At 61.7% G+C, this 23,152-nt stretch carries 28 protein-coding genes, 2 tRNA genes and 1 pseudogene; 22 read left to right on the top strand and 9 right to left on the bottom strand.

Annotated elements, in window-relative coordinates; genetic code table 11:
* Positions 1–27 precede the first annotated feature (27 nt).
* The 13 genes from ccmA (at position 28) to FHW69_RS14990 (ending at position 9,114) form a co-directional block, all read left to right on the top strand.
* On the top strand, positions 28–663 hold the full coding sequence (ccmA, locus tag FHW69_RS14930) for a cytochrome c biogenesis heme-transporting ATPase CcmA (RefSeq protein ID WP_183423886.1): 636 nt from the start codon (positions 28–30) through the stop codon (positions 661–663).
* Complete coding sequence (ccmB, locus tag FHW69_RS14935) at positions 660–1,346, top strand: heme exporter protein CcmB (RefSeq protein WP_183423887.1); 687 nt, start codon at positions 660–662, stop codon at positions 1,344–1,346. The genes ccmA and ccmB overlap by 4 nt, the downstream gene beginning before the upstream one ends.
* Before the next feature lie 36 nt (positions 1,347–1,382).
* Entirely contained in the window at positions 1,383–2,144 is a 762-nt protein-coding gene (locus FHW69_RS14940; protein ID WP_183423888.1) for a heme ABC transporter permease, read from the top strand.
* Positions 2,141–2,323, top strand: a complete 183-nt coding sequence (ccmD, locus tag FHW69_RS14945) for a heme exporter protein CcmD (protein WP_183423889.1) — start codon at positions 2,141–2,143, stop codon at positions 2,321–2,323. Before FHW69_RS14940 ends, ccmD begins: the two co-directional genes overlap by 4 nt.
* Positions 2,320–2,787, top strand: a complete 468-nt coding sequence (gene ccmE, locus FHW69_RS14950) for a cytochrome c maturation protein CcmE (RefSeq protein ID WP_183423890.1) — start codon at positions 2,320–2,322, stop codon at positions 2,785–2,787. The genes ccmD and ccmE overlap by 4 nt, the downstream gene beginning before the upstream one ends.
* Entirely contained in the window at positions 2,784–4,736 is a 1,953-nt protein-coding gene (locus FHW69_RS14955) for a heme lyase CcmF/NrfE family subunit (RefSeq protein ID WP_183423891.1), read from the top strand. Before ccmE ends, FHW69_RS14955 begins: the two co-directional genes overlap by 4 nt.
* The gene (locus tag FHW69_RS14960) at positions 4,733–5,275 is read left to right on the top strand and encodes a DsbE family thiol:disulfide interchange protein (RefSeq protein WP_183423892.1); all 543 of its coding nucleotides are present in this window, start codon (positions 4,733–4,735) and stop codon (positions 5,273–5,275) included. The genes FHW69_RS14955 and FHW69_RS14960 overlap by 4 nt, the downstream gene beginning before the upstream one ends.
* Positions 5,275–5,715: a cytochrome c-type biogenesis protein gene (locus FHW69_RS14965; RefSeq protein ID WP_183423893.1), complete on the top strand. Its 441-nt coding sequence runs from the start codon at positions 5,275–5,277 to the stop codon at positions 5,713–5,715. The genes FHW69_RS14960 and FHW69_RS14965 overlap by 1 nt, the downstream gene beginning before the upstream one ends.
* Positions 5,712–6,734 carry a tetratricopeptide repeat protein gene (locus FHW69_RS14970; protein WP_343204034.1) on the top strand — a complete coding sequence of 341 codons (1,023 nt, stop codon included), beginning with the start codon at positions 5,712–5,714 and terminating at the stop codon, positions 6,732–6,734. The genes FHW69_RS14965 and FHW69_RS14970 overlap by 4 nt, the downstream gene beginning before the upstream one ends.
* 11 nt (positions 6,735–6,745) lie before the next feature.
* Positions 6,746–7,855 (top strand): homoserine O-acetyltransferase, encoded by a 1,110-nt coding sequence (locus FHW69_RS14975; RefSeq protein WP_183423894.1) that lies wholly within the window; start codon positions 6,746–6,748, stop codon positions 7,853–7,855.
* Positions 7,856–7,937: 82 nt separating this feature from the next.
* Positions 7,938–8,516 (top strand): cysteine dioxygenase family protein, encoded by a 579-nt coding sequence (locus FHW69_RS14980; protein WP_183423895.1) that lies wholly within the window; start codon positions 7,938–7,940, stop codon positions 8,514–8,516.
* 23 nt (positions 8,517–8,539) lie between these two features.
* Positions 8,540–8,626 (top strand) — tRNA-Leu (locus FHW69_RS14985).
* 233 nt (positions 8,627–8,859) lie between these two features.
* Positions 8,860–9,114 (top strand): MoaD/ThiS family protein, encoded by a 255-nt coding sequence (locus FHW69_RS14990; RefSeq protein ID WP_183423896.1) that lies wholly within the window; start codon positions 8,860–8,862, stop codon positions 9,112–9,114.
* 12 nt (positions 9,115–9,126) lie between these two features.
* Here the strand turns inward: FHW69_RS14990 and FHW69_RS14995 are convergent, their stop codons facing one another.
* Together FHW69_RS14995 and FHW69_RS15000 are read right to left on the bottom strand one after the other, a co-directional pair.
* Positions 9,127–9,465 (bottom strand): hypothetical protein, encoded by a 339-nt coding sequence (locus FHW69_RS14995; RefSeq protein WP_183423897.1) that lies wholly within the window; start codon positions 9,463–9,465, stop codon positions 9,127–9,129.
* Positions 9,466–9,561: 96 nt separating this feature from the next.
* Entirely contained in the window at positions 9,562–11,514 is a 1,953-nt protein-coding gene (locus FHW69_RS15000; protein ID WP_183423898.1) for a formylglycine-generating enzyme family protein, read from the bottom strand.
* Between the two features lie 125 nt (positions 11,515–11,639).
* On the opposite strand from FHW69_RS15000, the gene rnd reads away from it, so the two are divergent.
* Positions 11,640–12,758 carry a ribonuclease D gene (rnd, locus tag FHW69_RS15005; RefSeq protein WP_183423899.1) on the top strand — a complete coding sequence of 373 codons (1,119 nt, stop codon included), beginning with the start codon at positions 11,640–11,642 and terminating at the stop codon, positions 12,756–12,758.
* A gap of 72 nt (positions 12,759–12,830) precedes the next feature.
* Here the strand turns inward: rnd and FHW69_RS15010 are convergent, their stop codons facing one another.
* Complete coding sequence (locus tag FHW69_RS15010) at positions 12,831–13,583, bottom strand: tetratricopeptide repeat protein (protein ID WP_183423900.1); 753 nt, start codon at positions 13,581–13,583, stop codon at positions 12,831–12,833.
* Between the two features lie 126 nt (positions 13,584–13,709).
* On the opposite strand from FHW69_RS15010, the gene FHW69_RS15015 reads away from it, so the two are divergent.
* The 5 genes from FHW69_RS15015 (at position 13,710) to FHW69_RS15035 (ending at position 15,707) form a co-directional block, all read left to right on the top strand.
* A tRNA-Ala gene (locus FHW69_RS15015) sits at positions 13,710–13,785 on the top strand.
* A 564-nt stretch (positions 13,786–14,349) separates the two neighbouring features.
* Entirely contained in the window at positions 14,350–14,790 is a 441-nt protein-coding gene (locus FHW69_RS15020) for a hypothetical protein (protein WP_183423901.1), read from the top strand.
* Between the two features lie 49 nt (positions 14,791–14,839).
* Positions 14,840–15,001: a hypothetical protein gene (locus FHW69_RS15025; RefSeq protein ID WP_183423902.1), complete on the top strand. Its 162-nt coding sequence runs from the start codon at positions 14,840–14,842 to the stop codon at positions 14,999–15,001.
* Positions 14,998–15,474 carry a hypothetical protein gene (locus FHW69_RS15030; RefSeq protein WP_183423903.1) on the top strand — a complete coding sequence of 159 codons (477 nt, stop codon included), beginning with the start codon at positions 14,998–15,000 and terminating at the stop codon, positions 15,472–15,474. Before FHW69_RS15025 ends, FHW69_RS15030 begins: the two co-directional genes overlap by 4 nt.
* Before the next feature lie 14 nt (positions 15,475–15,488).
* Positions 15,489–15,707 carry a hypothetical protein gene (locus tag FHW69_RS15035; RefSeq protein ID WP_183423904.1) on the top strand — a complete coding sequence of 73 codons (219 nt, stop codon included), beginning with the start codon at positions 15,489–15,491 and terminating at the stop codon, positions 15,705–15,707.
* Between the two features lie 95 nt (positions 15,708–15,802).
* Here the strand turns inward: FHW69_RS15035 and FHW69_RS15040 are convergent, their stop codons facing one another.
* Entirely contained in the window at positions 15,803–16,051 is a 249-nt protein-coding gene (locus FHW69_RS15040; RefSeq protein WP_183423905.1) for a hypothetical protein, read from the bottom strand.
* 408 nt (positions 16,052–16,459) lie between these two features.
* Between FHW69_RS15040 and FHW69_RS19095 the strand changes: the two are divergent.
* Positions 16,460–16,668 (top strand): annotated as a pseudogene (locus tag FHW69_RS19095) (integrase core domain-containing protein); the annotation flags it as partial.
* Here FHW69_RS19095 and FHW69_RS15045 read toward each other — a convergent pair.
* The 4 genes from FHW69_RS15045 to FHW69_RS15060 form a co-directional block, all read right to left on the bottom strand.
* Positions 16,665–17,708, bottom strand: a complete 1,044-nt coding sequence (locus tag FHW69_RS15045) for an OmpA family protein (protein WP_183423906.1) — start codon at positions 17,706–17,708, stop codon at positions 16,665–16,667. The pseudogene FHW69_RS19095 and the gene FHW69_RS15045 sit on opposite strands and share 4 nt — an antisense overlap.
* Before the next feature lie 186 nt (positions 17,709–17,894).
* On the bottom strand, positions 17,895–18,743 hold the full coding sequence (locus FHW69_RS15050) for a hypothetical protein (RefSeq protein ID WP_183423907.1): 849 nt from the start codon (positions 18,741–18,743) through the stop codon (positions 17,895–17,897).
* Between the two features lie 49 nt (positions 18,744–18,792).
* Positions 18,793–19,182, bottom strand: coding sequence for a hypothetical protein (locus FHW69_RS15055; protein ID WP_183423908.1), 390 nt, complete (start codon positions 19,180–19,182; stop codon positions 18,793–18,795).
* Between the two features lie 376 nt (positions 19,183–19,558).
* Positions 19,559–20,833 (bottom strand): right-handed parallel beta-helix repeat-containing protein, encoded by a 1,275-nt coding sequence (locus tag FHW69_RS15060; RefSeq protein ID WP_183423909.1) that lies wholly within the window; start codon positions 20,831–20,833, stop codon positions 19,559–19,561.
* Between the two features lie 578 nt (positions 20,834–21,411).
* On the opposite strand from FHW69_RS15060, the gene FHW69_RS15065 reads away from it, so the two are divergent.
* Positions 21,412–22,332: an MASE1 domain-containing protein gene (locus FHW69_RS15065; RefSeq protein ID WP_183423910.1), complete on the top strand. Its 921-nt coding sequence runs from the start codon at positions 21,412–21,414 to the stop codon at positions 22,330–22,332.
* 52 nt (positions 22,333–22,384) lie between these two features.
* Here the strand turns inward: FHW69_RS15065 and FHW69_RS15070 are convergent, their stop codons facing one another.
* Complete coding sequence (locus tag FHW69_RS15070; protein ID WP_183423911.1) at positions 22,385–22,831, bottom strand: hypothetical protein; 447 nt, start codon at positions 22,829–22,831, stop codon at positions 22,385–22,387.
* A gap of 131 nt (positions 22,832–22,962) precedes the next feature.
* Between FHW69_RS15070 and FHW69_RS19100 the strand changes: the two genes are divergently transcribed.
* Positions 22,963–23,085, top strand: coding sequence for a hypothetical protein (locus FHW69_RS19100; protein WP_255494829.1), 123 nt, complete (start codon positions 22,963–22,965; stop codon positions 23,083–23,085).
* Positions 23,086–23,152: the final 67 nt, after the last annotated feature.

The following is a 23,152-nucleotide window of genomic DNA, read 5'->3' on the forward strand; positions in this document are numbered from 1 at the left end:
CCGCGGCAGGCACGGACAATGGGGCGGATGTGCGCAGCCGATTCCGCCAACGCCCTCATTGAAGCCCTTGCGCTCAGCTTCACGCGCCAGGACGAGCAGGTATTCGGCCCTCTGGATTTTGCGCTGCACGCGGGCGACATTGCCCTGATCGAAGGCGACAACGGCAGCGGCAAGACCACGCTGATGCGCATCCTCACCGGCATGCTGCACACCGATGAGGGCGAGCTGCGTTTCGACGGACAGCCCTATACCCGCGATGCCACCGCTGGCCATGTCGTTTTCCTGGGTCATCACCTGGGTCTGAAGAGCGACCTCAGTGCACGGGAAAACCTCCGTTTTGCCCAGGGCCTGTATGGCGCACGCCCCGGCAGCGACATCGTCACGGCGCTGGCTGCCGTGGGGCTTGCCGGCTACGAAGACGAACCCGTGCGTCGACTTTCTGCCGGACAAAAGAAACGCGCCGCGCTCGCCCGGCTGCTGATCCTGCCAGCGCGCGTCTGGCTGCTGGACGAGCCATACGCCAATCTCGACCGCGAAGGCATCGCACTGGTCAATACGCTGCTCGCATCCCATGCAGCCCGTGGTGGCGCCGCGCTGGTCACCAGCCACGGCGCTGTCGCGTTCGCCGGCGATGAACCCCGTCGCATCCGGATCCACCCATGACGCCCGGCAGCACCTGTGCAGCCTGCGTGGCCCTGTTCCGCCGCGACCTCCTGCTAGCCTGGCGTCGCCGCGGCGATATCGCCATGCCGGTGCTCTACGCGGTGATCGTTACCACGCTGTTTCCGTTCGCACTGGGGCCGGATGCGGCGCTGCTGTCGCGGATCGCTGGCGGCGTGGTGCTGGTGACGGTGCTGCTGGCAATGCTTCTGTCGCTGGACAGCCTGTTCCGTTCCGACGTGGAAGACGGATCGCTGGAGCAGTGGATGCTCGCACCACAGTCACTGCCCCTGCTGCTGGGGGCCAAGCTGCTGGCCCACTGGATCACCTCGGCCGTGCCACTCATTGTCATCGCGCCCGTGCTGGCCAGCATGTTGCGCTTTCCCACCGCCGCGATGCCGGTATTGGTCGCCGCGCTATTGCTAGCCACACCCCTGTTGAGTCTACTGGGAGGCGTGTTGGTGGCCCTGACGGCGGGCTCAAGGCGCTCTGGTATGCTCCTTGCGCTGATGTTGCTGCCTTTGTGCGTGCCTGTGGTGATCTTCGCCGCGGGCGCCGTGGCCGCTGCGCAGGACGGGCTGCCCTTTGCTGCTCCCATCGCGTGGCTGGGCGCGGCACTGGCCCTTGCCCTGGTGCTTGGCCCCCTGGCCTGCGCCGCGGCGCTGCGCATCGCCATGGATGCCTGACTATGCTGGCGCGCGCACACACTAGGACGAGAGCACATGGCTAATTGGGTTCCCCTCTGGTTGCACAAGCTTGGCTCGCCGCCGATCTTCTATCGGTTCGCAGGCATCGTGCGCCCATGGGCACTGACGCTCGCCATCCTGGCCGCTGCCGTGGCCCTGTATGGCGGCCTGGTGCTTGCTCCGGCGGACTATCAGCAGGGCGATGCCTACCGCATCATCTTCATCCACGTGCCCAGTGCATGGATGAGCCTGTTCATCTATGGCGCGATGGCGGTGGCGGCGTTTGTCGGGCTGGTCTGGCGTATCAAGATCGCCGAAATCGTCGCGATGGAATCCGCGCCCATCGGCGCCGCATTCACCTTCATCACGCTGGTCACCGGCTCCCTCTGGGGCAAGCCGATGTGGGGCACCTGGTGGACGTGGGATGCGCGACTCACCTCCGAACTGGTGCTGCTGTTTCTCTACATCGGCGTGATCGGGCTGTATCACTCCTTTGAGGATCGTCGCCAGGGCGCACGCGCCGCGTCGTTCCTTGTGCTGATCGGCATCGTCAACGTGCCCATCGTGCACTTCTCGGTCAACTGGTGGTACACGCTGCACCAGGGCTCCACGGTGCGCCTGGTTGGGCCGTCGCGCATCGACGCCAGCATGCTGTGGCCGCTGCTGACCATGATGGCCGCCACCAAGCTGTACTACGTAGCGAGCCTGTTCGCGCGCGTGCGTGCCGAGCTCATTGCTTCGGAAGGCGGCAAGGAGTGGGTGCGTGCCATCGCGCTTGGCGAGGACGCCCGCTCATGAGCCACTTCTTCGCCATGGGGGGCTACGCGTTCTACGTGTGGACTTCCTTCGCTGTCTTTTTCGTGGTGTTGCTGATCGACGCACTCGCGCCGATTGCCCGCCGCCGTCGTCATTTGCGCCAACTGCGTTCGCGCATGGCGCGCTCTGAAGCGCGCCGCCGTCCCGGAACCACTGCATGAATCCCACCCGCAAGCGTCGTCTGATCATCGTCACATCGGTGGTTGTTGCCGCTGCCATCGCCATTGGCCTGACCGTCTTCGCGTTGCAGCAGAACATGAATTACCTGTTTACCCCGAGCCAGGTGCAGGGTGGACAGGCCACGCAATACAAGACGTTCCGCCTTGGCGGCATGGTCAAGGCCGGCTCCATCCAGCGCGCGTCCGACAGCCTGAAAGTAAGCTTCATCGTCGTGGACGCCGCAGGCGCCATGCCCGTGGAATACACCGGCATCCTTCCCGACCTGTTCCGCGACAACCAGTCCGTGATCGCCAGCGGTCGCATGGATGGCGCGCGGTTCATCGCCACCGAAGTGCTTGCCAAGCACGATGAAACCTACATGCCGAAGGAGCTCAAGGACGCGATGGCCAAGGCGCACGAAAACAGGAAGATCGACGAGGCTGCCGCGAAGGACCCGTCACCGTGATCCCCGAGCTGGGTCAGTTCGCCCTCATCCTGGCGCTTCTGCTGGCCATTGCACAGGGCGTGCTGCCCATCGTGGGTGCATGGCGAGGCAATGCAGCGCTGATGGCTGTGGCACGCCCAGCCGCCATCGGTCAGGCGATTTTCGTCAGCGCCGCGATGGCGATCCTGATCTACGCGTTTCTGTCGTTCGATTTCTCGGTGGTGTTTGTCGCCGACAATTCCAACCTGGCGCTGCCGTGGTACTACCGCGTCACGGCCGTCTGGGGCGCCCACGAGGGCTCCATGTTGTTGTGGGTGTTCATCCTGAACGTATGGACCGTCGCACTGGCCGCCTTCAGCCGCCACCTGCCGCAGCCGTTCGTGGCCCGCGTGCTGGGTGTACTGGGATGGCTCGCGGTCGGCTTCCTCGCTTTCATCCTTTTCACCTCCAACCCGTTCCTGCGCGAACTGCCGATGCCCGCCGATGGCGGTGACCTCAATCCGGTGCTGCAAGACCCGGGCATGACCTTCCATCCGCCCGTGCTCTACATGGGTTACGTCGGCTTCTCGGTCGCGTTCGCGTTTTCCATCGCGGCGCTGCTGGGCGGCGAACTCGAACAGGCATGGGTGCGCTGGGCCCGTCCGTGGACCAATGTGGCCTGGGCATTCCTTACCGGCGGCATCGTCGCCGGCAGTTGGTGGGCCTATGCCGAACTGGGCTGGGGCGGCTGGTGGTTCTGGGACCCGGTCGAGAATGCGTCGTTCATGCCCTGGCTGGTGGGCGTGGCATTGATCCACGCACAGGCTGTGACAGAGAAGCGCGGCTCCCTGCCCGCCTGGACAGTACTGCTATCGCTGTTTGCCTTCTCGCTGTCGCTATTGGGCACCTTCCTGGTGCGCTCCGGCGTGCTGACCTCGGTGCACGCATTCGCTTCGGACCCGCGTCGCGGCCTGTACATCCTCGGGTTTCTCATCGTGGTGATCGGCGGCTCGCTGGCGCTGTACGCCGTGCGTGCGCCGAAGGTCGCAGGTGGCAAACCGTTTGCCGTGCTGTCGCGCGAAACCGCCATCATGGTCGCCAACCTGCTGTTTGCCACCGCCGCCGCCATGGTGCTGCTGGGCACGCTGTTCCCGCTGATTGGCGATGCGCTGAATCTTGGCAAGATTTCCGTGGGGCCGCCGTACTTCGGCTTCCTGTTCGTGTTGCTGATGGCGCCCGTGGTGCTGCTGCTGCCCTTCGGCCCGTACCTTCGCTGGGGGCGTGGCGAGGGCAAATCGCTGACCACCGTCGCGCTGCGTGCAGGCATCGCCGCGGTGATCTGCGCCGTGGCGGGCTGGTTCTTCGCGGACGGCAGGCTGCGCGCCATCGCGGGCATCGCAGGGGCCGCTTGGGTCGCTGTCGGCACGCTGTCGTATGTGGCAAAGCGCTGGCGCGAGATGCCGCGCGGCCGGCGCTTCCCTGCCGAAATGGCGGGCATGCTGCTCGCCCATTTCGGCGTTGCGGTGTTTCTGATGGGCGTGATGCTCTCCGAATCGCTGAGCATCGAACGCGACACGCGCCTTGCACCGGGCCAGACCGAAACCATCGGCGGATACACGTTCCGCTTCGATGGCGTGCAGGAGTCTGCTGGCCCCAACTGGCAGGGCGATCAGGGCGTGGTCACCGTGATGCGCGATGGCGCTACCGTCCACGTGATGCATCCGCAGAAGCGCGTTTACACGCGCGGACAGGTGCAAACCGAATCGTCCATCGACGCAGGTGTGTTCCGTGACCTTTACGTTGCCCTGGGTGAGCCGATGGATGCCGCGCACGTGGATGGTCCGTGGGCATTGCGCCTCTACTACAAGCCGTTCATTCGCTGGATCTGGCTGGGCGGCCTGTTCATGACGCTGGGCGGATTTGTGGCCGCGGGCGAGCGACGTTTCCGCGCCAAACGCGCCGCTGCCGCCAACCAGGTGGTACCCGCATGACGCGTCTGCTACCCCTTTTTGCCTTCCTGCTGCTGGCCGCGCTGTTCGGTTTTGGCATCTGGTACAACACGAAACACGACCAGCAGGAAATCGTGTCGCCGCTGATCGACCGCGCGGCACCCGACTTCGATCTTCCCGTATTGGGCGACAATTCCCGCCGCGTGACCAAAGCCTCGCTCCTGGGCAAGCCGTATCTGTTGAACGTGTTCGGCAGCTGGTGCATCGAGTGCGTGCACGAACACCCTGTGCTGATGAACGAAGCACGCGCGCTGGGCGTGACGCTGGTCGGCTACAACTACAAGGACGATCCGGCTGATGCGTCGGCATGGATCGCAAAGCATGGCAACCCATTCGATGTGATCGTGGCCGACCGTGACGGTCGCGGCGCGCTGGATTTCGGCGTGTATGGCGCGCCGGAAACCTTCCTGGTCGATGCCCATGGCTTCATCCGGTACAAGCACGTGGGGCCGCTGACGCCCGATGATCTGGCTCGGGAAATCAGACCCGCCATTGACGCGTTGCGCCGGGAGAACCGCTGATGCGTCGCGCACTCCTGCTGCTCGCCGCGCTGTTCTTTGCCGGGGCATGCCTGGCCCAGGCCATCCAGCCGCTGCCCTTCCGGGATCATGCCGAAGAAGTACGCTTCCAGAAGCTGAGCGCGCAACTTCGCTGCCCGATGTGCCAGAACGAAACGCTGGCCGATTCCAATGCACCTATTGCGCACGACCTGCGCATGAAGATCTTCGAGCTGATGCAGGCAGGCAAAAGCGACGATGAGATCAAGGCGTATCTGGTCGAGCGCTACTCCAAGTTCGTGCTTTACCAGCCGCCCGTGGAACCGGGCACGTGGCTTCTGTGGTTCGGTCCCGGCGTGCTGCTGATCGCCGGTGCAACGGTGGTCTGGATTCAGGTGCGCCGGCGCAGCCGCATGGCTGCCGACACGGCGCTGCCGCCCGCCGACAGTGAGGACGACTGGTGACGATCACTTTCTACACCATCGCTGCCGTGATGCTCGCCATCACGCTGGCACTGCTGCTTGTACCCATGGTTCGCGAAGGACGTCGCCACGGGCGCTCGCGAGGCGTGTTCGTGACCATGCTGGTCATCGCGCTCGTGGTGCCCCTGAGCGCCGTGGGCATCTACGCCATGACAGGCAACACGGCGACACTCGCCGGTGTTCCCAGGGCATCGCCCGTGGCCATCGACGACGCCATCGCCGACCTGCGCCAGCGCCTGGCTGAGCACCCTGACGACGTGGAAGGGTGGCTTCTTCTTGGCCAGACCTACGGAATGCTGAAACAGCCCGCCGAGGCGCGGCAGGCCTTCGATGGTGCGCTGAAGGCGCGACCAGACAACCCCATTGCCATGGTCGGCTGGGCAGAAGCCGATTCGCTGGTGCGCCCCGATCACCGCATCGAAGGACGCGCGGCCGACCTGCTCCAGCGCGCCGTCACCCTGGACCCGCAAAGCCAGCGCGGTCTATGGCTGCTGGGCATCAGCCAGTTCCAGCACGGGCAATATGCGCAAGCATCCGCTACCTGGAAGCGTCTGCAACCGATGCTCGACCCGGATTCCGGCGTGGCGCGAGCAGTGGCCCAGCAGATTGCGCAGGCCGACGAGCTCGCAGGCACCCCTAAAGCATCCGCGCCCCCTGGCACGCAGCTGACGATCAACGTTTCGCTGGCCGAATCGCTGCGCGCAAAACTGGCGCCCGGCGACACGCTATTCGTCTTTGCGCGCTTACCCAACGGCCCGCCCATGCCGCTGGCCGTCGCCCGACTTTCCGCCGACACACTTCCCACCAGCGTGACACTGAGCGACGCGATGGCGATGACGCCCGACCGTCCGCTATCGTCCGCACCCCGGGTGACCATCGCTGCGCGCATCAGCCACAGCGGTCAGGCCATCGCCCAGCCTGGGGATCTGGAAGGCGACGCCGGCGTTGTCGACACCACACGCACCGAGCCGGTCACGCTCGTCATCGACCGCACGCATTGAATGAGACGCCCATGAGCGACGCTCGACGCTACCACCAGCTCTCCTCCCCCTTTGCCATGAAGCGTGGCGGCTCGCTCGCAGGCGCACGCGTGGCCTACGAAACCTGGGGTGAGCTCAACACCGCACGTTCCAATGCCATCCTCATCCTGACCGGCCTGTCGCCCAGCGCGCACGCGGCCTCCAACGCCGACGATCCGTCACGTGGCTGGTGGGAAGACATGATCGGCCCGGGCAAGGCGTTCGACACCGACCGCTTCCACGTCATCTGCATCAACTCGCTGGGCAGCGACAAAGGCTCCACGTGTCCGGCGTCCATCGACCCTGCCACTGGCGAGCCTTACCGCCTCACCTTCCCGGAGCTTGCTCTGGAAGATGTGGCAAATGCAGCGCACGAAGCCGTGACCGGCATGGGCATTACGCAGCTGGCCTGCCTCGTCGGCTGCTCCATGGGCGGCATGAGTGCGCTGGCATACATGCTGCTGCATCCGGGCAGCGCACGCACGCACATCAGCGTGGATACCGCGCCGCAGGCTCAGCCGTTCGCGATTGCCATCCGCTCACTTCAGCGCGAAGCCATCCGCCTCGATCCGCACTGGAACAACGGGCAGTACAGCGACGCAAGCTATCCCGAACACGGCATGAGCATCGCGCGCAAACTGGGCGTCATCACGTATCGTTCCGCGATGGAGTGGAACGGACGCTTCGCGCGCATCCGCCTGGATGCCGACCAGCGCGAAGAGAACGATCCGTTCGGCTTTGAATTTCAGGTGGAATCGTACCTGGAAGGTCATGCGCGCCGCTTCAACCGCACGTTCGATCCAAACAGCTACCTGTACCTGTCGCGCGCCAGCGACTGGTTCGACATCAGCGAATACGGCGACGGAGACGTGCTGAAAGGCCTCGCGCGCATCCATCTGCAAAGCGCGCTGGTCATCGGCGTCAGCACCGATATCCTGTTTCCGCTGGAACAGCAGGAAACCATCGCCACCGGCCTTGAGCAGGCAGGTGCCCACGTCAACTTCGTGGCCCTCGATTCGCCTCAGGGCCACGACGCCTTCCTCGTGGACATTGAGAACTACAGCCGCGCCATTGGCGGTTTTCTGGGCGAACTGGACGTCTGAGCGCCTTCGCAGCGCTCAACGGGCGGCCCTGATATGATGGATGGCGAAGCCCCAACGCTCCGCCTCCATCAGGTCCCCCACCATGATCACCCTCGATTTTCCGGGTAGCCGCAAACTGATCGACGCCATCGACGCCTCGGTCGCCAGGGAAAGCACCCCCGACATCACCGACACCCTGCGCAACGCGCTGTGCCGCCTGATTCGCGAAAATGAAGTGCAGCTCCCCGCCTGCGTGTTTGAAGCCGCCGGCGACCACTACGCCCGTCGCGAGCTGTATCGCAGCGACGAGCACGGCTACAGCGTGGTCGCCATGACGTGGGGTCCCGGCCAGGGCACCCAGATTCACGATCACAGCGGCATGTGGTGCGTGGAAGGCGTATGGAACGGTGCCCTGGAAATCGTGCAGTACGAGCTTCTGGGCCACACCGACCAGCGCTACCACTTCCGCCCGGTGGGCTCGATCCAGGCAGGTCCCGGCTCAGCCGGCAGCCTCATCCCGCCCCACGAATACCACACCATCCGCAACCCCAGCGACACCGCCATCGCGGTCAGCCTGCACATCTATTCCGGCCGCATGACCCAGTGCGCCGTCTTCCAGCCGGAAGGCAATGGCTGGTATCTGCGCGATGAACGTCAGTTGGGTCTCGACCGCGTCCACTGATTGCCTCATAATCTCGCCTCCGTGCCGAAATGGCGGAACTGGTAGACGCGACGGACTCAAAATCCGTTTCTGGCGACAGAGTGTCGGTTCGATTCCGACTTTCGGCACCAAACAACTAAACCCGCAGATGCGGGTTTTTTTGTGCCCGCCACGTGGGCTGAGATAAAGCACGTATCCAGCGTTTTGGCGCACGGGCACAGGAAAGGCGGTGGTCGGCCACCAGAATCAACAAAAATGCCCGTTTCCAGGCTTTCACCCCGGGCGCGCCTACATCACTTGCCATATTGCGGACGGTGCCACCCACACGCGAGCCTTGCCCCGGGTAGTGGACAGGGTGGCAGTCATGAAAAAGGGAAAGGAAACGGCATCGCCCGAACGTGGCATCCCCTTGAAGGGGGAGACGATTGCCGATGTGCTTGAGGCGTTGTTTGCACAAGAGCCGCAGCTGCGGGACGAGCTTTACGATGGCGAGTTGCTGCGTCCGAGCATTTCGGTTTGCCTCAACGGCATCGACTCACGGTATCTCGCGCTGGGATTGAAGACGCCCGTGCAGGCCGGCGACCGCGTCAGTACCTGTGAAAACGTGACGCTGCATTGAATCTGCCGGGTGCTATGCGCCTGAAGCGGCATATCCCGTCGTCGTCTGAAACTGGGCGAATGGGGCCGCCGTCTCGCTCAATTGCGATAGTGGCACGCGCTCGCATACGCCCATCAAACGGGCGCGAAGCACGCTGATTTCGCGGATTTTCTCCGACTCGGAGAACGAGAACTCGTCAGTCATTTCAAACGCGGCCACAACGTCGCCGCTTTCGCTGTTCATGATCCACGGGCGGCGAGCGGTGATGAGGCCCGCGCGCGCCATGGCGGCGTAGCTCTCCAGGAGCAGCGACACCACCAGATCGGTGCGGCCGGGAAACGGGCGATAACTCACGATGATGGATGTGGCCAAAGTGCTTCCCCGGCATCCCGCCCCGCGCGGACACACCATTGTTGCCTGACCGCGACAAAGGTCAAGCGATCCGGTGATTTCAATTCGGCAGGTAACTCAGAGCTCGCGGGCCACGCGGAAGCCAACGCGTGCGCTGCGCAGCGTGGCGTCGGCTCCCTGACGATAGGCCGAGCGAACCATGTCCGGCGCGCTGCCCCACGAGCCGCCCCGTACCACCCGCCGCCCGCAGCCGGGATTGACCCAGGCTTCCGACGTGCGCGGTGCGCGGATGTAGTTGTCGTGCCAGCAGTCGCCGACCCATTCGGACACGTTGCCGCCCATGTCGTAAAGGCCGAACGGATTGGCCGAGAAGCTCATGACGGGCGCGGGGCCCCAGAAGCCGTCGCGATAGCCTGCAAAGGCATTGCTCCAGCGACGCCCGGACGGCGAGCGGTCACCGGAGCCCGTGAGGTTTTCCACGCGTGACGCGGGGGTGCCATCGCCCCACCAGAAGCGCGTCGTCGTTCCAGCACGAAGGGCGTATTCAAACTCCGCCTCGCTGACCAGCCGGTATTTCTTGCCTGTGCGCGTGGACAGCCAGTTCGCGTACGCGTTGGCATCGTTCCACGACACGTTGACGACCGGCAGGCGGTCCTGGCCCGTGCGGCCGGAATAGTCGTCCTGCCAGGTGGCCGAGTCGTCGTCACGCAGGCCGCCGCTGGATTCGTCGTAAATGCTGCCCCCACCCAGCGACTGGGACTGCGGCACGTAACCGGTGGCGCGGACGAAATCGCGGAACTGCGCAATCGTGATCGCACTCTGACCCAGCGCAAAGCCCTTGGAAATCTGTACGGCGTGCTGCGGCGACTCGTTGGCATCGTGGCCCCGCTCGCCGTCCGGCGAGCCCATCTGGAAAGCGCCCGTGGGCACCACCACCATCGGCGGGGCCTGACCGGTGCTGTCTACGAAGCGGTCGGCGAAGACCTGGCCAGGTTTATAACTGGCGTACAGCTGCGCATTGGTCATGCGCTCGTTGAAGTCGTCGATGCCACCCAGGTCCGGGCTGACCTGCTGCGCTTTCGTGGCCAGGTTTCGGGCCAGTTCCAGATTGCCCGCATCCAGCGCCGAACGCGCCTGCGTCAGCATGGCGGCGCCACTCTGGCGGCGCATGCCTTCGATGCGGCCGCGGGTGTCCTGCAAAGCCTGGGAATCGGGCTGAATGGCCGCCGCTTCCGCAAGCGCGGTGTCGGCTGCTGCGAAGTCGTTCTGCGCTACGGCCGCCAGCGCGCGATCAAGCACGGCACGCTGCACCTGGGTAATGCCCAGCTCGGCGACGGCATTTTCCGCATCCAGGCTGAGCACTTCGCGATACACGTCCAGCGCGCTGCTGCCCTGCGGCTGATCCGCATGGCCCTGCTGCAGGAGTGCAGCGGCCTTGCCCAGCAACGGTCGTACGCGCTCAAGCAGGGCGAGTTTTTGCTGCAACGCCGGCACGTCGTCCGCACTGGAAGGCAGCGGTTTCAGCGTGGCCAGAGCATCCTTCGCCGCATCGGCGTCGCCCAGTGCGATGTCCTGTTCGATTTCCGCGACGAGGCGAGCCCGCACGTCGGCCAGGCCCGAGGTGGCGCGCTTGCTGTCTGCCTTTTCTTTCAGCGCTTCCATGTAGAGCGTGGCCGCGCTTTCCTTGCCTCCCACCAGACGGTCGGCAGCCAGCGCCTTGTCGGCGCGGTCGAGCAGAGCCGTGAGCTCCGGGGAGTCCGGCGTCTTCTGATCCGGCAACGGGGCTTCGGGTGTTTTCTCCTTGCGCCGGGCCGCGATCACCGCCGCCGGAGCCAGCATCAGCGGGGGGCCTGCATCCACTTCGGAGGCCATCTGCGCATTGCCCTGCGGGCGCTGGTCAAAGCCCATGTTGGTGGCTGCGGCCCGCAATGGCGCCCCCGGCGTCTGCGCGTGCGGCTGCACGTGCATCAGCTCGGGAAAGAAGTGATAGAACAGGGCAAAAGCGAGCACGGCAACGCCGGCCGCACCGCCGATGGCGCGCTGTCGTCGGACAGTTTCGGTGCTTGGCATGGTGGGCTGTTCCGTGCGGGCCTGCTATCGTGCGATGCCCACCTTAGGCAATCGCGCAGCACAGGGCAACACGTGCGTACCCCGCGCGCAGCGATGCCACGCCAGAAACCGCAAGGACACTACTCATGGCAGCAAGCGACATCGTGCCCACGGCCCCCTGGATCGACGGAAGCGAAGCACTGGATGCATGGCTTGCCCCGATCGCCCCGGCGACCGTGGTCGGCCTCGATACGGAATTCATGCGTCGCAACACCTTTTACCCGCAGCTGGCCCTGCTACAGCTGGCGTACGACGAGCGCTATGCGCTGATCGACCCGCTCACCTTCAACATGGGCCCGTCACTGAAGAGAGCGCTGGCCGACCAGGACGTGGTCACCGTCATGCACAGCGCCAGCGAAGATCTGGAAGCGCTGTCCCCCCTGCTCCCGGATGGCCCGCACACCCTGTTCGACACGCAGATCGCGGCCGCCTTCGTGGGCATGGGTCTTGGCATCAGCTACCGCGCGCTGGTCGCCGAGCTGGTGGGCGACGAGCTGGACAAGGGCGAGACACGCTCGGACTGGTTGCAGCGTCCGCTCACCGACTCGCAGAAACTCTATGCCACGCTGGACGTCGTTCATCTGCACCCCGTGCACGCGATCCTTGCCGAACGTCTCGCCCAGCGCGACCGCACCGCGTGGCACGCCGAAGATTGCGCACGGCTGAAGGCCCGTGCCAGCCACCGTGATGGCGATCCGCAGCCACAGCGCAGCTTCAAGGGTTCCAGCGAATGGTCGCCTGAGCAGCAGGCGCTTTTGCGTCGGGTGTTGCGCTGGCGCGATGCCACGGCGCGCTCACAGGACCGCCCGCGCCCGTGGCTGATCGAAGACGCGCAGGCTGCCAGCCTCGTCTACGAAAAGCCCCGCAGCCTCAATGATCTTGAATCACGCACGCGCGGCCAGCGCGCTCTGCGTTCCGCCCAGCGGCAGGAGCTGTTCGACCTGCTGGCCCATCCGGTGACGCCCGAGGAAATCGAAGCCACCGCGCCCATTGCCGGCCACCCGATGGGTGACGAAAAACGCGCGATTTCCGCGATGAAAGACGTCATCGACAAGCTGGCGACCGAGCTGGACCTTCCGCCTGGCCTGCTGTGCGCCCGTCGTTCGATGGAAGAATATGTGGTGGGCAAGCAGTGGCCGGAGTCACTGGAGGGCTGGCGTCGCGGCGTGCTGTTTGATCGCCTGTCGCCGTTGCTGCCCGGCTGAATGCGATTATTGGACGGGCGCTTCACTGGAGGCGTCCGCTCAAGGCATTCGGGCGTTCTTACCCGACGAAGTTCACGTATTGCCCAGTTGGGACAGTTCCGCCTTCGCCGCCTTCAGCCATGATTGCTCCTTGCGCCGGTAGTACGCGGGCATCAACCCCGCACGGCGAATCTGCCCTTCAAGCACGTCACGCGCCTCTGCCTGGCGCTGCATGCGTGCCAGCAAACGCGCGTAGCGATAGCGGCCTTCTTCGCCCGGATAACTGTCTGCCAGCACGGCGTACTCGGCCAGCGCCGCTTCCGACTCGCCCAGTTCTTCCAGGCAACGGGCATACAACAGATGCCCTTCGTGAGACTTGAAGGTCGGATTGGTCTTGATCAGATCTTCCAGCGTCTGCCGCGCCCCTGCGTAATCGGAGCCGCCCGCCTGAGCCTGGGCCAGCGCCAGCATGAAATGTGGTTCGTTTGCATACATGCCCGTCAGCAGGCTGCGGTAAAGCTCCTGCGCATTCGCATAATCGCCCAGTTGCAGACTTTCCTCGGCAAGACGGCGACGATTGTCCACCGTGTTGCTCAATTCCAGCTGACGCTGGAGCTCCCGGCGACGACGCTGCGGGTCGATCATCTTCATGGCATTCGTGGCCGCCTTGCGACCACGCGGGTCCTTGCGCAGATCGGGAATCACCGCCACCAGCACGTACACCCCCACGGCCAGGTACGAGCCGATGATGAGCAGCCAGATCCAGTAAAGCGGCCGCCCGCTGCGCACCACGTGGACGGCGCAGGCAACCTGCAGGGCAATCGACAGAATGAAAACGAGGGACATGCCTTTCTCTTCGTGTACCAGGGCGGCGTGCGAATGCTACAGCAGGCCGGTTGGCGGGTGCGGAATGAGGCCCGGAGCCCCTCTTGGCGAACCCTCAATCTCCCTGCTAACATCTTTGCCTCGTGTGGGGCGGTAGCTCAGCTGGGAGAGCGTCGCGTTCGCAATGCGAAGGTCGGGAGTTCGATCCTCCTCCGCTCCACCACTTCATCGCTTAAAAACATCGGCATACGATTGCATCGTATGCCGATGTTTTGCGTGGCTGGGGACAGGCACTAGCAGTGCGCCAGATTTGTGCCAACGACCGGGCGATCGCTTGTCGCCGATGTATCAGATGGAAAACAAATCCATCCTGCTTCACCCTTGGGGCCTGTGCGCCGTAGACAGGGGGAGGTGACATCCCTCTGACGCATGCCCTGGAGTGTGCTTGAGCACCCCGCCGCCTACTTTGACGAAAGCAGATGTTGAAGGCTGGTTGGCGGGCGTGGTTGCGCAAGCAACACCACCAGCGCGTTGCGCGCGCCATCGCAAGGAACCGTTACCTACGTTTACACCGATCCGGGGGCACGCCATTGGCTGAAGCAGACGCCAATGGCAACATCCGTCAAAGGTTTGATTACACGCCCTACGGAAACACAGCTCCACCGCCGAAGCGACCTCCCCCAACCGAAGCCACACCCGATAATGCCCGTTCCCAGCAGAGTTCGCAGAATTGCCTTGCGTAGCTCTATTTCGTTAGCACACGTGACCATCCGGTGAGGGCATTAGTATGTTGGTGAAGAAAGCCACAGGACTCGCGTTGACATCAGCACTCATTTTTTTGTGTGGCTGTTCCGCATCCCATTCCACCGCTGTTTCAATGATTAAAGATGGCGTCGTCATTTCCGCCAAGTTAAGAAGTATTTCAACTAACAGCACCCATCAAGCACGCTTCGTCTATGGAGAGTTAACCTTAAATGGAGAAAACAAGAAGCTAAAGACCGTAAATCTAGATTGCTTCATCTTGACGATCAATGACGTTGCAAGCGATGCCATTTATGTGGATAGCATCGCCTCAGTCTTGAATGACCGCTATCCGGCAGATGCAGATGGCAAAGTCCAAGTCCCCGTGTACTGGTCTTATCCTGTTGATAAGCCGCTCGAAGAGCGCGACCTTTCTAGTGCCAAACTTGGTATGAAACCTGGAATAAGCTCCTGCTTTCGTTACTAAGGCTGGAACTCTTTAAATCATCCCCCCGCACCAAACGTTGGCTGCTGGCATGCCTGAAGCTACCGTGTCGCAAGGTCAAGTGGGCTGGCATGAAATCGACAACGGGCAATTACAGTTCAGTTACCCCCAAGGCGCGTTGAACGGCAGTCAAACTTCGAAGATGCAGAACAATCTCAATCAAGAGCAAGGCCTGTTCCAAGCTGGCCCATGAACATAAACCTATCCAACATGCGTTTTATATTCGGTGCGCTGCTTTTTGGCCTAACGGGACCGGCATGCGCTCAGGAGCAAGTACTAAGTCCCAGCACACTCAATGCCAATCCAAGCGCCTACAAGAATAAGGACGTGACGGTGCGTGGCTATGTCACGCTGGAACTCGAAGGGCATAATCTTTACGAATCCAAGGAGCTCAACGAACAGTTTCGTAAGGGCTTCGATGCCGGCAGCAAAGATTTCCACGTGCGCGACTACACAAAGTATTGCCTGACCATCGCGAATCCGGACTTGATGTATCGCAACCGGGCGACGCTGCGCGGCAAAACTCTAGTAGTTAAGGGCAAGTTTCTGGACGACTATCGAAACCCCCGCGTGATCGACTTAGGCGCGTGCCCGTTTCCGACTGCAATTTTGATCGACATGGGCGACTTCAAGCTTCGTTACGGGAATCTGCTGCCGAACAAGTGAGTACGAATTCGCCCATGCCTGCTTCACAACTTATTTTCTTAGACTTCGGAAATGCGGACGAATCCGACATAATCCGCCTTACCACTGTCGGCTCGTTGCGTGATTTGGCAACGCTTGGCGTGGAACTGAAAGAAGTGCTGGAGCTGCACATCACAGACGGCGAAATATCGGCTTCTGCTGTAGTGCAGCGTCGAGACGGTATGTGGGCCTCCAAAGTACTGCACTGGGACTAGCCAGACCATCGAGGTCGATTCTGGCGACGTCTACCCCCTCCAAAAACCATGGATGGTTCTGGGGAATTAGAGGATTTCCCAGAACGGCCACGACGCTATCTCTTCCTGATGGCCGAGTACAGATCAGCACAGCCGTTTGGCGCGGTGAGCAGCGTGGGGTGGTAGTAGCGCAGCAGCATGCGCGCGGTGATCTTGGCCAGCTCGTGAAGCTGGAAGCACGAGGCGAGCCGACTCGTTGCCTCATGGCGAAGGTCGTGGAATCTCAAATCGACCAGGAACGTCGGAGCGGGTGCCCGGCCTTGATCGGCACATTCGCGTTCGTAGGGGGTGCGAGCACGTTGCATCGCTCGCTCAAACGCCTGCGTGATGCCATCAGGATGCGTGGCAAAGGCCGAACCGCGCAGTTCAGTCGGCAGAGCTGGCTTTTGCGCCGCTGCCCCTTGCCCGCGGAAGCGGGCAACAAACCTGCAAGCACATCGACGGCCACGGACGACAGCGGCACGTCGCGGCTGTTGCCGAACTTCGTCTCGGGGAGATGTGCCACCAGTGTGGCCCTCTCCGCCTAATCGTCGCCATCACAACCTCCTCACCCAGTGAGCCATATGTGGGCTTCCGGCTATCCAGCAGGTTCGCTAATTCCGCGACCAGACCCGGACAGGCAAACTGACCTTCGGCTGGATAGGCGCCAGTGTCTTGGCGACAGCGCGCAGGATCTCGTTGTAGAGGTCTGCGTGCTTAGGGGCCTCCCCCGTGATGATTACCAGAGCGCGCTGGCCGAACGGATCAACGGCATCCTGAAAGAAGGGTTACTGCTGCAACGGCCGGCGGATCTGCACAGGCCCGACAGATGGTCAGGGGGTCGGTGGTTATCTACAACCACGAGCGTCCTCACCTGTCGAAAAATGACAGAACGCCCAATGAGGTCCATCGGGCGTTCTTTCGGCAGGAACGTACCGCTTAGCCGTCCGTGCGTACCAGTTCAACTCTCCGGTTCTTGCTGCGGCCATCCTCGCCAGCATTGTCGGCAATCGGCTTGCTGGCGCCGAAGCCCTGGGCCTGAAGGCGAGTCGGGTCGATCCCCTTCGCAACCAGCGCGGCGGTTACTGCTTCGGCACGCTGCTTGGACAATTGCTGATTGTGCGTTTCGTTGCCGACGTTATCGGTGTGCCCGTCGATCGAGATTTTCAGCGAGGGAGATTTAGTCAGCAGCTTACTGATCTCATCAATCACAGGCTGGTCCTCTTGCCTGATGACAGCCTTGTCAGTATCGAAATTCAGGTAAAGCGCGATACGGCCTTTATCGTCGAGCGCCCGCTGCATTTCGTCAGCCTTGACGAAGCCCACCGCCGTTTTCATGTCACCTTCCATCACCGTGATGATCTGGGTGTATCCGCCGCCGACAAACAGGCCGATCCAGACGTTGCCCTCTGGCTTTCGGATCAGGTAGTAGTCGTAGCTGTCCGGGCTCATCGCCACGCGCATCTTATTGACGACGAGGTCGCCCAGGTCGTTGTTGTCCTGGGCCAGCATGGCAGGATTGGTCGGCAACATCGTGCTGACCTTCACCCCGCCCAGCGCCTTGATCGCCATCTCGTAGTTTCGCTGCGCCGCAAGGTCCGACAGCTTCACGTCCGAGTTCATGAAGTGCCGGTTTTCGTAGCGGCCTTCAACGGGCAGGAGTTGATCGCCGGCAATGACGTAGATCCGGTCGAATTCGGACGTCTTGACGAACTTGTGGCCATCGTCCAGCCCGGCAGGCCAGTCGAGATAGGGGAAAGGCGGCAGTTCCGCGGTCGACATGGGCACGCTGCCAACATCGAACTTGGCCGGACTGGCCACGGGGCTGCTCGCCACCGGGTTGGCCGCTGGTGCGGGCGCCGCTGCGGGCGTCTGGCTGGCCACTGACGCGGCACCATCCGCATCGTGTTTTTTGTTGCAGCCAGTGAGGGCTGATACAGCGGCGACTACGGCGATAAAGCCGACTTTTGACCATGCTTCCATATGACGCAATTCCTGAAATGATGAATGCCGATGCCGCGACGTTCCCAAAGCGCACAGACCAAAGGTGCAGCATCCAGCTCAGCGGGCAACCCTTGGTAGCGACAAGGCGATGGAGTGTGATTGCCCTTCGTCGTGCTGGCACCTGATATCTACTCAGGGCAAGCAAACCAAGGTCCACCCGGCGTGTTACCTGGTATACGTTTCCACCTTGAAGACACGGGGATCAATGGTTGTCCCGAGCTTCAGTGATCGTACCTCGGTAATCACCGTATAAGGAGCCATCTGCTTATCGTTGAGGGGATCAACGTTTTGATACAGCACGATCGACTTCTTGTCCGACGTCGTCACCACACCGTCTTTCTCGTAGACGCACATGTCGATGGCGGCTTTGGAGGTGATAATCGGGCTGGACTTGGGAAGGCAACGCAGATTGACACCTGCTACGGTGCGCTTGTCCGTATAGCCATCATTGGTCTCGATCGGGTTCCTGGCATTAAAGGCCGATGCATTGTCGTCAGATGTATCCACGGATGTCGTGCCGTCGTCATGACCGCTCACGTTAATCTGCTTGCCACCGCTCTCGATGACGACCTCAAATGACTTGTCCGGCACGACCGTGATCTCGCAGCCCTTTTCAGCCCGCAGATTGTCAAGATCGACCTTATAGACCGGCTCTGTCTTTTTCAGCCATGAATGGCCGTCGGAAATATAAGTCGTGCGCTGCATGACGTAATCGTCAGGCATGCGTGGGTAGGGCTTGACCGGCACATGCAGTGCCTCGGCACCGGCCAGGCAGAGCTTGTAGGCCATATCACCCATTCCATGGAGCATGCCATCGGCCGGCGTCGGGCGATCAATCACCACCGCTTCATAACTATTGACGGCCGCACTGCTGCTTGTGGCTGCAGAGGGGGCGGTGACGTGGTCATCGCTTGGTGACCCCGAACTACCGCATCCCACCAGGGGAAGACAGCAGGCTGCCAGGATCGCCAGGCCCTGAATGAGTCGCGATACAGCCATCCCATTGAATCGCATGAAACATCTTCCTGTTGAATGAATTGGGGCAAGCATCTCTTTCCAGTCCTCAGGGTTTGAACTGGATTAGCGGCAAGCCGACCTGTTTGCGGCAATCGTTACGCATGGCCTGCTCTTCCTTCTCGGGGTCTTCCTGCGCGGAGGAGGCTTTGCCCAGACCCTGCATAGACGCCACCGATGCGATGGCCCGCGCGGCGAACCTGGCGCCGAAACACTTGCAGTAGTCACCCAGTCGGGGATTTTCTTTCAGATCACCTTCACCATAGGGCGCCGGGATATCGGTAGCCTTCATGCACATGTCGACGTACTGGTTGGTCGCTGACGACAGCGGAGCGTCAGCATGAGCAACGGCCGGCATCATTGCGCTGGTGAGGATGCCAAGCACCAGGCCAAGCATCGCGCCGAAAAACATCGGCGACGTATTGCGAAGTAACAACATTATTCTCCATCCCGTCATAGGTACGAACATCGATAAACCAGACACGCCTGTGTCTGGCGGGCCATGATGACTGGCGCGCCCCCTGCCTGCATGGAGAAGACGTGCCGGTCCATGGCTAATGGAACATCGCTACTTGACGATGTTATTGCGCATGAATTGTCTCAGAAAAAAACAGCGATCCCGGCACCCACCCCCTGCACACGTCGCCCCCTGGCCCGCCGCGGAGAAGGGCCGCCAAGGCAATTTGAAAGAAGCAACGGGCATTCGTCACTTACATCCCCAGCCCCTTGCAGCCCACCGCGCTGACGCGCCCGCTCTTTAAGGGGACGCGGACGTCCAGCGAGAGAACCATCCAGCCACTCTGGTCGAGCTCCCGCTACCGATTACCGCTTCCTTCAGCCAAGGCGCTTTCATCATCCTTGCGGACAAGCTGGCGTATGTCGGAGGTCACGTTGTTCTCGATACGCACGTTGCTGGAGGCCAGCAGATTGATAGCCGCCACCTCCTGCCGGTCAGCGCGGCCTTTTACAATGAACTTGTTGTTTCGGATGATGGCACCATCCGCGTCACGCAACTTCAATACCGACGGTATTTGTGAGGTACTACCGGGCTTCATGTGAATGATGAACGTATTGCCTTCGACCAACGCATTGGGCCCATACAGATAGACGGCCGTATCACCATCCACTTCGACAGTACTGTTGCGAAGCGTGTTGTTGGCGCCAACCATAATGACGCCGCGGCCACCCGACGATATCTTCAGATTGTCGAGGGAGAAGTAAGTCGCTGGCTGATAATTCCATGGCGTCGCATAGGCAATGTTCTTGCCTTTCTCGTAGGGACGCATCTCGGCCATGGGTGGCTCGTCTTCCGGCACCGGCTCGCGGGAACTGTCGTCAAGCCGGGTGGATAGTTCAAAGCTCTTGCCGAAGCCAAGATAGACACCCACGCCTGATGGGCCGGGTGTTTTGATGATGCCATTGCGCACGCTCAGATGCTCTGGAAAATATTTCCGCTGACTGGAAGACGCCTCGAAGGCGAATCCGCCCAACGTAATGCCAGTGACGTTGTCGAACGGGCCGCCTGAAATGAGATGCCCCTGCAAATCGAGATCCAGGTGGTCGGTTCTGAACAACGTCACCACTTTTTCGGACCTTCCCATCTCGCGGAAACCCTCCGGTATGGACCGGACATGCCGCAGCACCAGATCTTGCACCAGGCACTGGCGCCCACTTCCCTGGGCCATGACTTGAAGTGCCATGAAATCCCTTTGGTACTTCACCGGCGTGCAACCCTGCTGATTCGCGGCCGCCTCCTCCCGACTGATGTCGCTGAGTGATGACTTTGTTGTGGCGCAAGCCACCGCCAGGAAACTTGCAAAGGTGATGGCGATCAACCTGACCTTAGGGGCGCTCTTTTTTTTCGAGTTGCCGGGAATGGCTTGCGACTGGGTGGTATCGAATCGTTGCATTGAGCGAATGGCCTGGATCGAAGTAGCGGCAACGGTTGCCTGTGACGCACAGGCAAAGCCTGCCTCACGGCAGGTACGATGGTGTTCTGGAGAGGAAGTCGCCCCCGTCGTTCCTGGTGAATGGGTTGCCATCACGTTTTGGCGGTTCAGTGACATGAGCTCATGTGTTGGCAGCGACATGGCACGTCCATCCAACAGCACTGAACTCAATGACGCGTGGTAGCCCATCAAATCCATTCAAATATACAAGCATTTGTCATTGCCTACATGACGCACTTGTAATGCGAAGGTCGGGAGCTCGATCCTCCCGCGCTCCACCAAGCCATCCATACTCAAAAGTCCGTTACTCCTTACGGTGTAATGCGCTTTTTGTCTGCGGCTTCCGCGATGTGTTTGATGTTGTTTCGTACAGCAACCAAATCCTGAAAGGAACGAAACAGAAGTACACGTGACACACAGGCGCGCCACAATAAGCAGACCCGCATGACACCGACAGGTGCCTGCCTGCCGTCGATAACGCAAACGACAGCGCGCCCCACAAATACGTGATGCGCATCACGTTTTCATCCTTACCTCCTGCGCACCCTGCACAGTCGCCGCGCAAATTCGGCAAACCTTCCCAAGCTGCCTTTCCGCGCGCGGACATCGGGTCTTGCCTGCGTGCACACTGTTGGGATTGGTCGGGCCGTAGACCATGACACGCAGGAAATGTCGCTTGGGAGAGGAGACAGTCTATGCAGGAGGCAGGCGCGGAGCGGATGCCTTGGGGAACGTTAGTCCCGATCGCCGCGGCGTACGCGGCATGTTATGAACTGACGCACTATTTGTCGTACTCGCACTGGATACTTCCGGCAGGATTGCGACTGGCCTGCCTGTTGTTGCTTCCCTACCGGATGTGGCCTGCCATCGTGGTTGGCGAGGCGCTGCCAGTATTTGAAAACGCCATGATGTGCGTACGGCAGCTGGGGTGGGCCTGGGCCGGCATATCCGCGATTCCATTCGTGCTGCTGTGCATACCGGTGGTTCGGTGGATTCGCAACCGGATGCCGCTGTACCTCGCGGACGGCCAAATCAACATGGGGATGATTCTCCTTGCCACGCTCGCATGCGCATTGATCACCGCGCTGCGCACCGATACCGCCGTGTTTGCTGCACTGATGCACGGCAAGGGCGGCATGGCTACATGGCATGCCGAAGGCCTGGTGGATCTTCAGGCGTACATTCTTGGCTCGTACCTGGGTGCCCTGACGCTGACCCCCACGCTTCTCGCGTTGCACGAACGATTCAGTGGTCCGTGTTCGTGGAAATCGTTCTGGCGCAGCAGGCTGACCCACGATGTAGCGTTGGGCGTCATACCGTTCCTGACGACGATCGTGGTCATGGCACCGAGTGGATCAATAACGCCAGCCGATGTGCAGCAGCTTCACCTGTACCGGCTGGCTGTCCTGATTCCCGTGCTCGTGCTGACGATGCGCCATGGTTGGCGGGGCGCCGCCTTGGCGGGGATGTTGAGCAGCATCGCGCTGGCTACAACATCGGCAGTGCTGATGGACCCGGCGATGATTCGCGCGCAGGCCGTCCTCGCACTCACCATTTCCGGATCGCTGCTGGCCGGTGTCAGCATGCCGCATGTGGTGACCTTGCGACCTGCCTTTGCGCGCAAATCACGGGGCGATTGACCGCACCACGCAAACGAGGGGCCGAATCATCGGCCCCTCGTCCTGTCGCTGATTACTGAAGGCCCCAGCTGCACTCACGCGGGTTCGTGCAATCACCGGTCGTTGCCTGCAGACGCGCGGTGCCGTCAGCTTGCGGCGACACTACGAGCTTCACTGCCTGGTCGGCATAGACGGTAACGCCAGCCGCATCGGCCACGACCGTGCCCGCTTCAGAGGGCGTAGCCAGACGCGAGGCGTCCACGCCAATCGGCAGGCCGATAACATCGGAGCCGGTGGAAACGACCGCTGCGCGCACGGTGCCGCTCACGTCGTTGACCTGCACATAGCGCAGGCCTCCGCGCTCAAATACATACACATGATAATCCGGGCTGGCACTGACATCAGGAGCGTTCGGCCATGACTGGCCCAGACCTGACGACGGGAGCTTTTCCGTAGCAAACGCAGAATGTGCCGCCAGTGGCAGCAAGGCGAACGACATCAACCGCAGCACGCTTTTCATACTGTTCCCCGAGTTTCGATTTGGCGGTGCGGAAATCGCAACGCTCATCCATCATCGCATTTCATTGCGGCGCTGAAATCGTGCACATGCGCGCCAAAGCATCTCACGTGAAAATATTGCCGAATAAGCGTATGAATCATGTTGTAGCGGTTGCTATTGCCAACGACAACCCGCATGCCGGTCTGGAGTGCGCGCCCAATGCACCGCCTGTCCACAATGGCAAGGCACTGGTCGCTTCGGGCACCCGCACGTAACATCGCCATCAACGTCGAGCCCTCGCGGCCGATTAAGGAAAGGGCCTTGTACGGGAGTCGCTGGAGG

This window comes from Luteibacter sp. Sphag1AF (assembly GCF_014192715.1).
In the GTDB taxonomy this organism is placed as follows: domain Bacteria; phylum Pseudomonadota; class Gammaproteobacteria; order Xanthomonadales; family Rhodanobacteraceae; genus Luteibacter.

Bases quoted from the DNA above. Each gene is read 5' to 3' on its own strand.
- ccmA (WP_183423886.1), top strand. From the start codon at position 28: ATGTGCGCAGCCGATTCCGCCAACGCCCTCATTGAAGCCCTTGCGCTC.
- ccmB (WP_183423887.1), top strand. From the start codon at position 660: ATGACGCCCGGCAGCACCTGTGCAGCCTGCGTGGCCCTGTTCCGCCGC.
- FHW69_RS14940 (WP_183423888.1), top strand. From the start codon at position 1,383: ATGGCTAATTGGGTTCCCCTCTGGTTGCACAAGCTTGGCTCGCCGCCG.
- ccmD (WP_183423889.1), top strand. From the start codon at position 2,141: ATGAGCCACTTCTTCGCCATGGGGGGCTACGCGTTCTACGTGTGGACT.
- ccmE (WP_183423890.1), top strand. From the start codon at position 2,320: ATGAATCCCACCCGCAAGCGTCGTCTGATCATCGTCACATCGGTGGTT.
- FHW69_RS14960 (WP_183423892.1), top strand. From the start codon at position 4,733: ATGACGCGTCTGCTACCCCTTTTTGCCTTCCTGCTGCTGGCCGCGCTG.
- FHW69_RS14965 (WP_183423893.1), top strand. From the start codon at position 5,275: ATGCGTCGCGCACTCCTGCTGCTCGCCGCGCTGTTCTTTGCCGGGGCA.
- FHW69_RS14975 (WP_183423894.1), top strand. From the start codon at position 6,746: ATGAGCGACGCTCGACGCTACCACCAGCTCTCCTCCCCCTTTGCCATG.
- FHW69_RS14980 (WP_183423895.1), top strand. From the start codon at position 7,938: ATGATCACCCTCGATTTTCCGGGTAGCCGCAAACTGATCGACGCCATC.
- FHW69_RS14990 (WP_183423896.1), top strand. From the start codon at position 8,860: ATGAAAAAGGGAAAGGAAACGGCATCGCCCGAACGTGGCATCCCCTTG.
- FHW69_RS15000 (WP_183423898.1), bottom strand. From the start codon at position 11,514: ATGCCAAGCACCGAAACTGTCCGACGACAGCGCGCCATCGGCGGTGCG.
- rnd (WP_183423899.1), top strand. From the start codon at position 11,640: ATGGCAGCAAGCGACATCGTGCCCACGGCCCCCTGGATCGACGGAAGC.
- FHW69_RS15010 (WP_183423900.1), bottom strand. From the start codon at position 13,583: ATGTCCCTCGTTTTCATTCTGTCGATTGCCCTGCAGGTTGCCTGCGCC.
- FHW69_RS15020 (WP_183423901.1), top strand. From the start codon at position 14,350: ATGTTGGTGAAGAAAGCCACAGGACTCGCGTTGACATCAGCACTCATT.
- FHW69_RS15025 (WP_183423902.1), top strand. From the start codon at position 14,840: ATGCCTGAAGCTACCGTGTCGCAAGGTCAAGTGGGCTGGCATGAAATC.
- FHW69_RS15030 (WP_183423903.1), top strand. From the start codon at position 14,998: ATGAACATAAACCTATCCAACATGCGTTTTATATTCGGTGCGCTGCTT.
- FHW69_RS15035 (WP_183423904.1), top strand. From the start codon at position 15,489: ATGCCTGCTTCACAACTTATTTTCTTAGACTTCGGAAATGCGGACGAA.
- FHW69_RS15040 (WP_183423905.1), bottom strand. From the start codon at position 16,051: ATGCAACGTGCTCGCACCCCCTACGAACGCGAATGTGCCGATCAAGGC.
- FHW69_RS15045 (WP_183423906.1), bottom strand. From the start codon at position 17,708: ATGGAAGCATGGTCAAAAGTCGGCTTTATCGCCGTAGTCGCCGCTGTA.
- FHW69_RS15050 (WP_183423907.1), bottom strand. From the start codon at position 18,743: ATGCGATTCAATGGGATGGCTGTATCGCGACTCATTCAGGGCCTGGCG.
- FHW69_RS15055 (WP_183423908.1), bottom strand. From the start codon at position 19,182: ATGTTGTTACTTCGCAATACGTCGCCGATGTTTTTCGGCGCGATGCTT.
- FHW69_RS15060 (WP_183423909.1), bottom strand. From the start codon at position 20,833: ATGTCGCTGCCAACACATGAGCTCATGTCACTGAACCGCCAAAACGTG.
- FHW69_RS15065 (WP_183423910.1), top strand. From the start codon at position 21,412: ATGCCTTGGGGAACGTTAGTCCCGATCGCCGCGGCGTACGCGGCATGT.
- FHW69_RS15070 (WP_183423911.1), bottom strand. From the start codon at position 22,831: ATGAAAAGCGTGCTGCGGTTGATGTCGTTCGCCTTGCTGCCACTGGCG.
- FHW69_RS19100 (WP_255494829.1), top strand. From the start codon at position 22,963: ATGAATCATGTTGTAGCGGTTGCTATTGCCAACGACAACCCGCATGCC.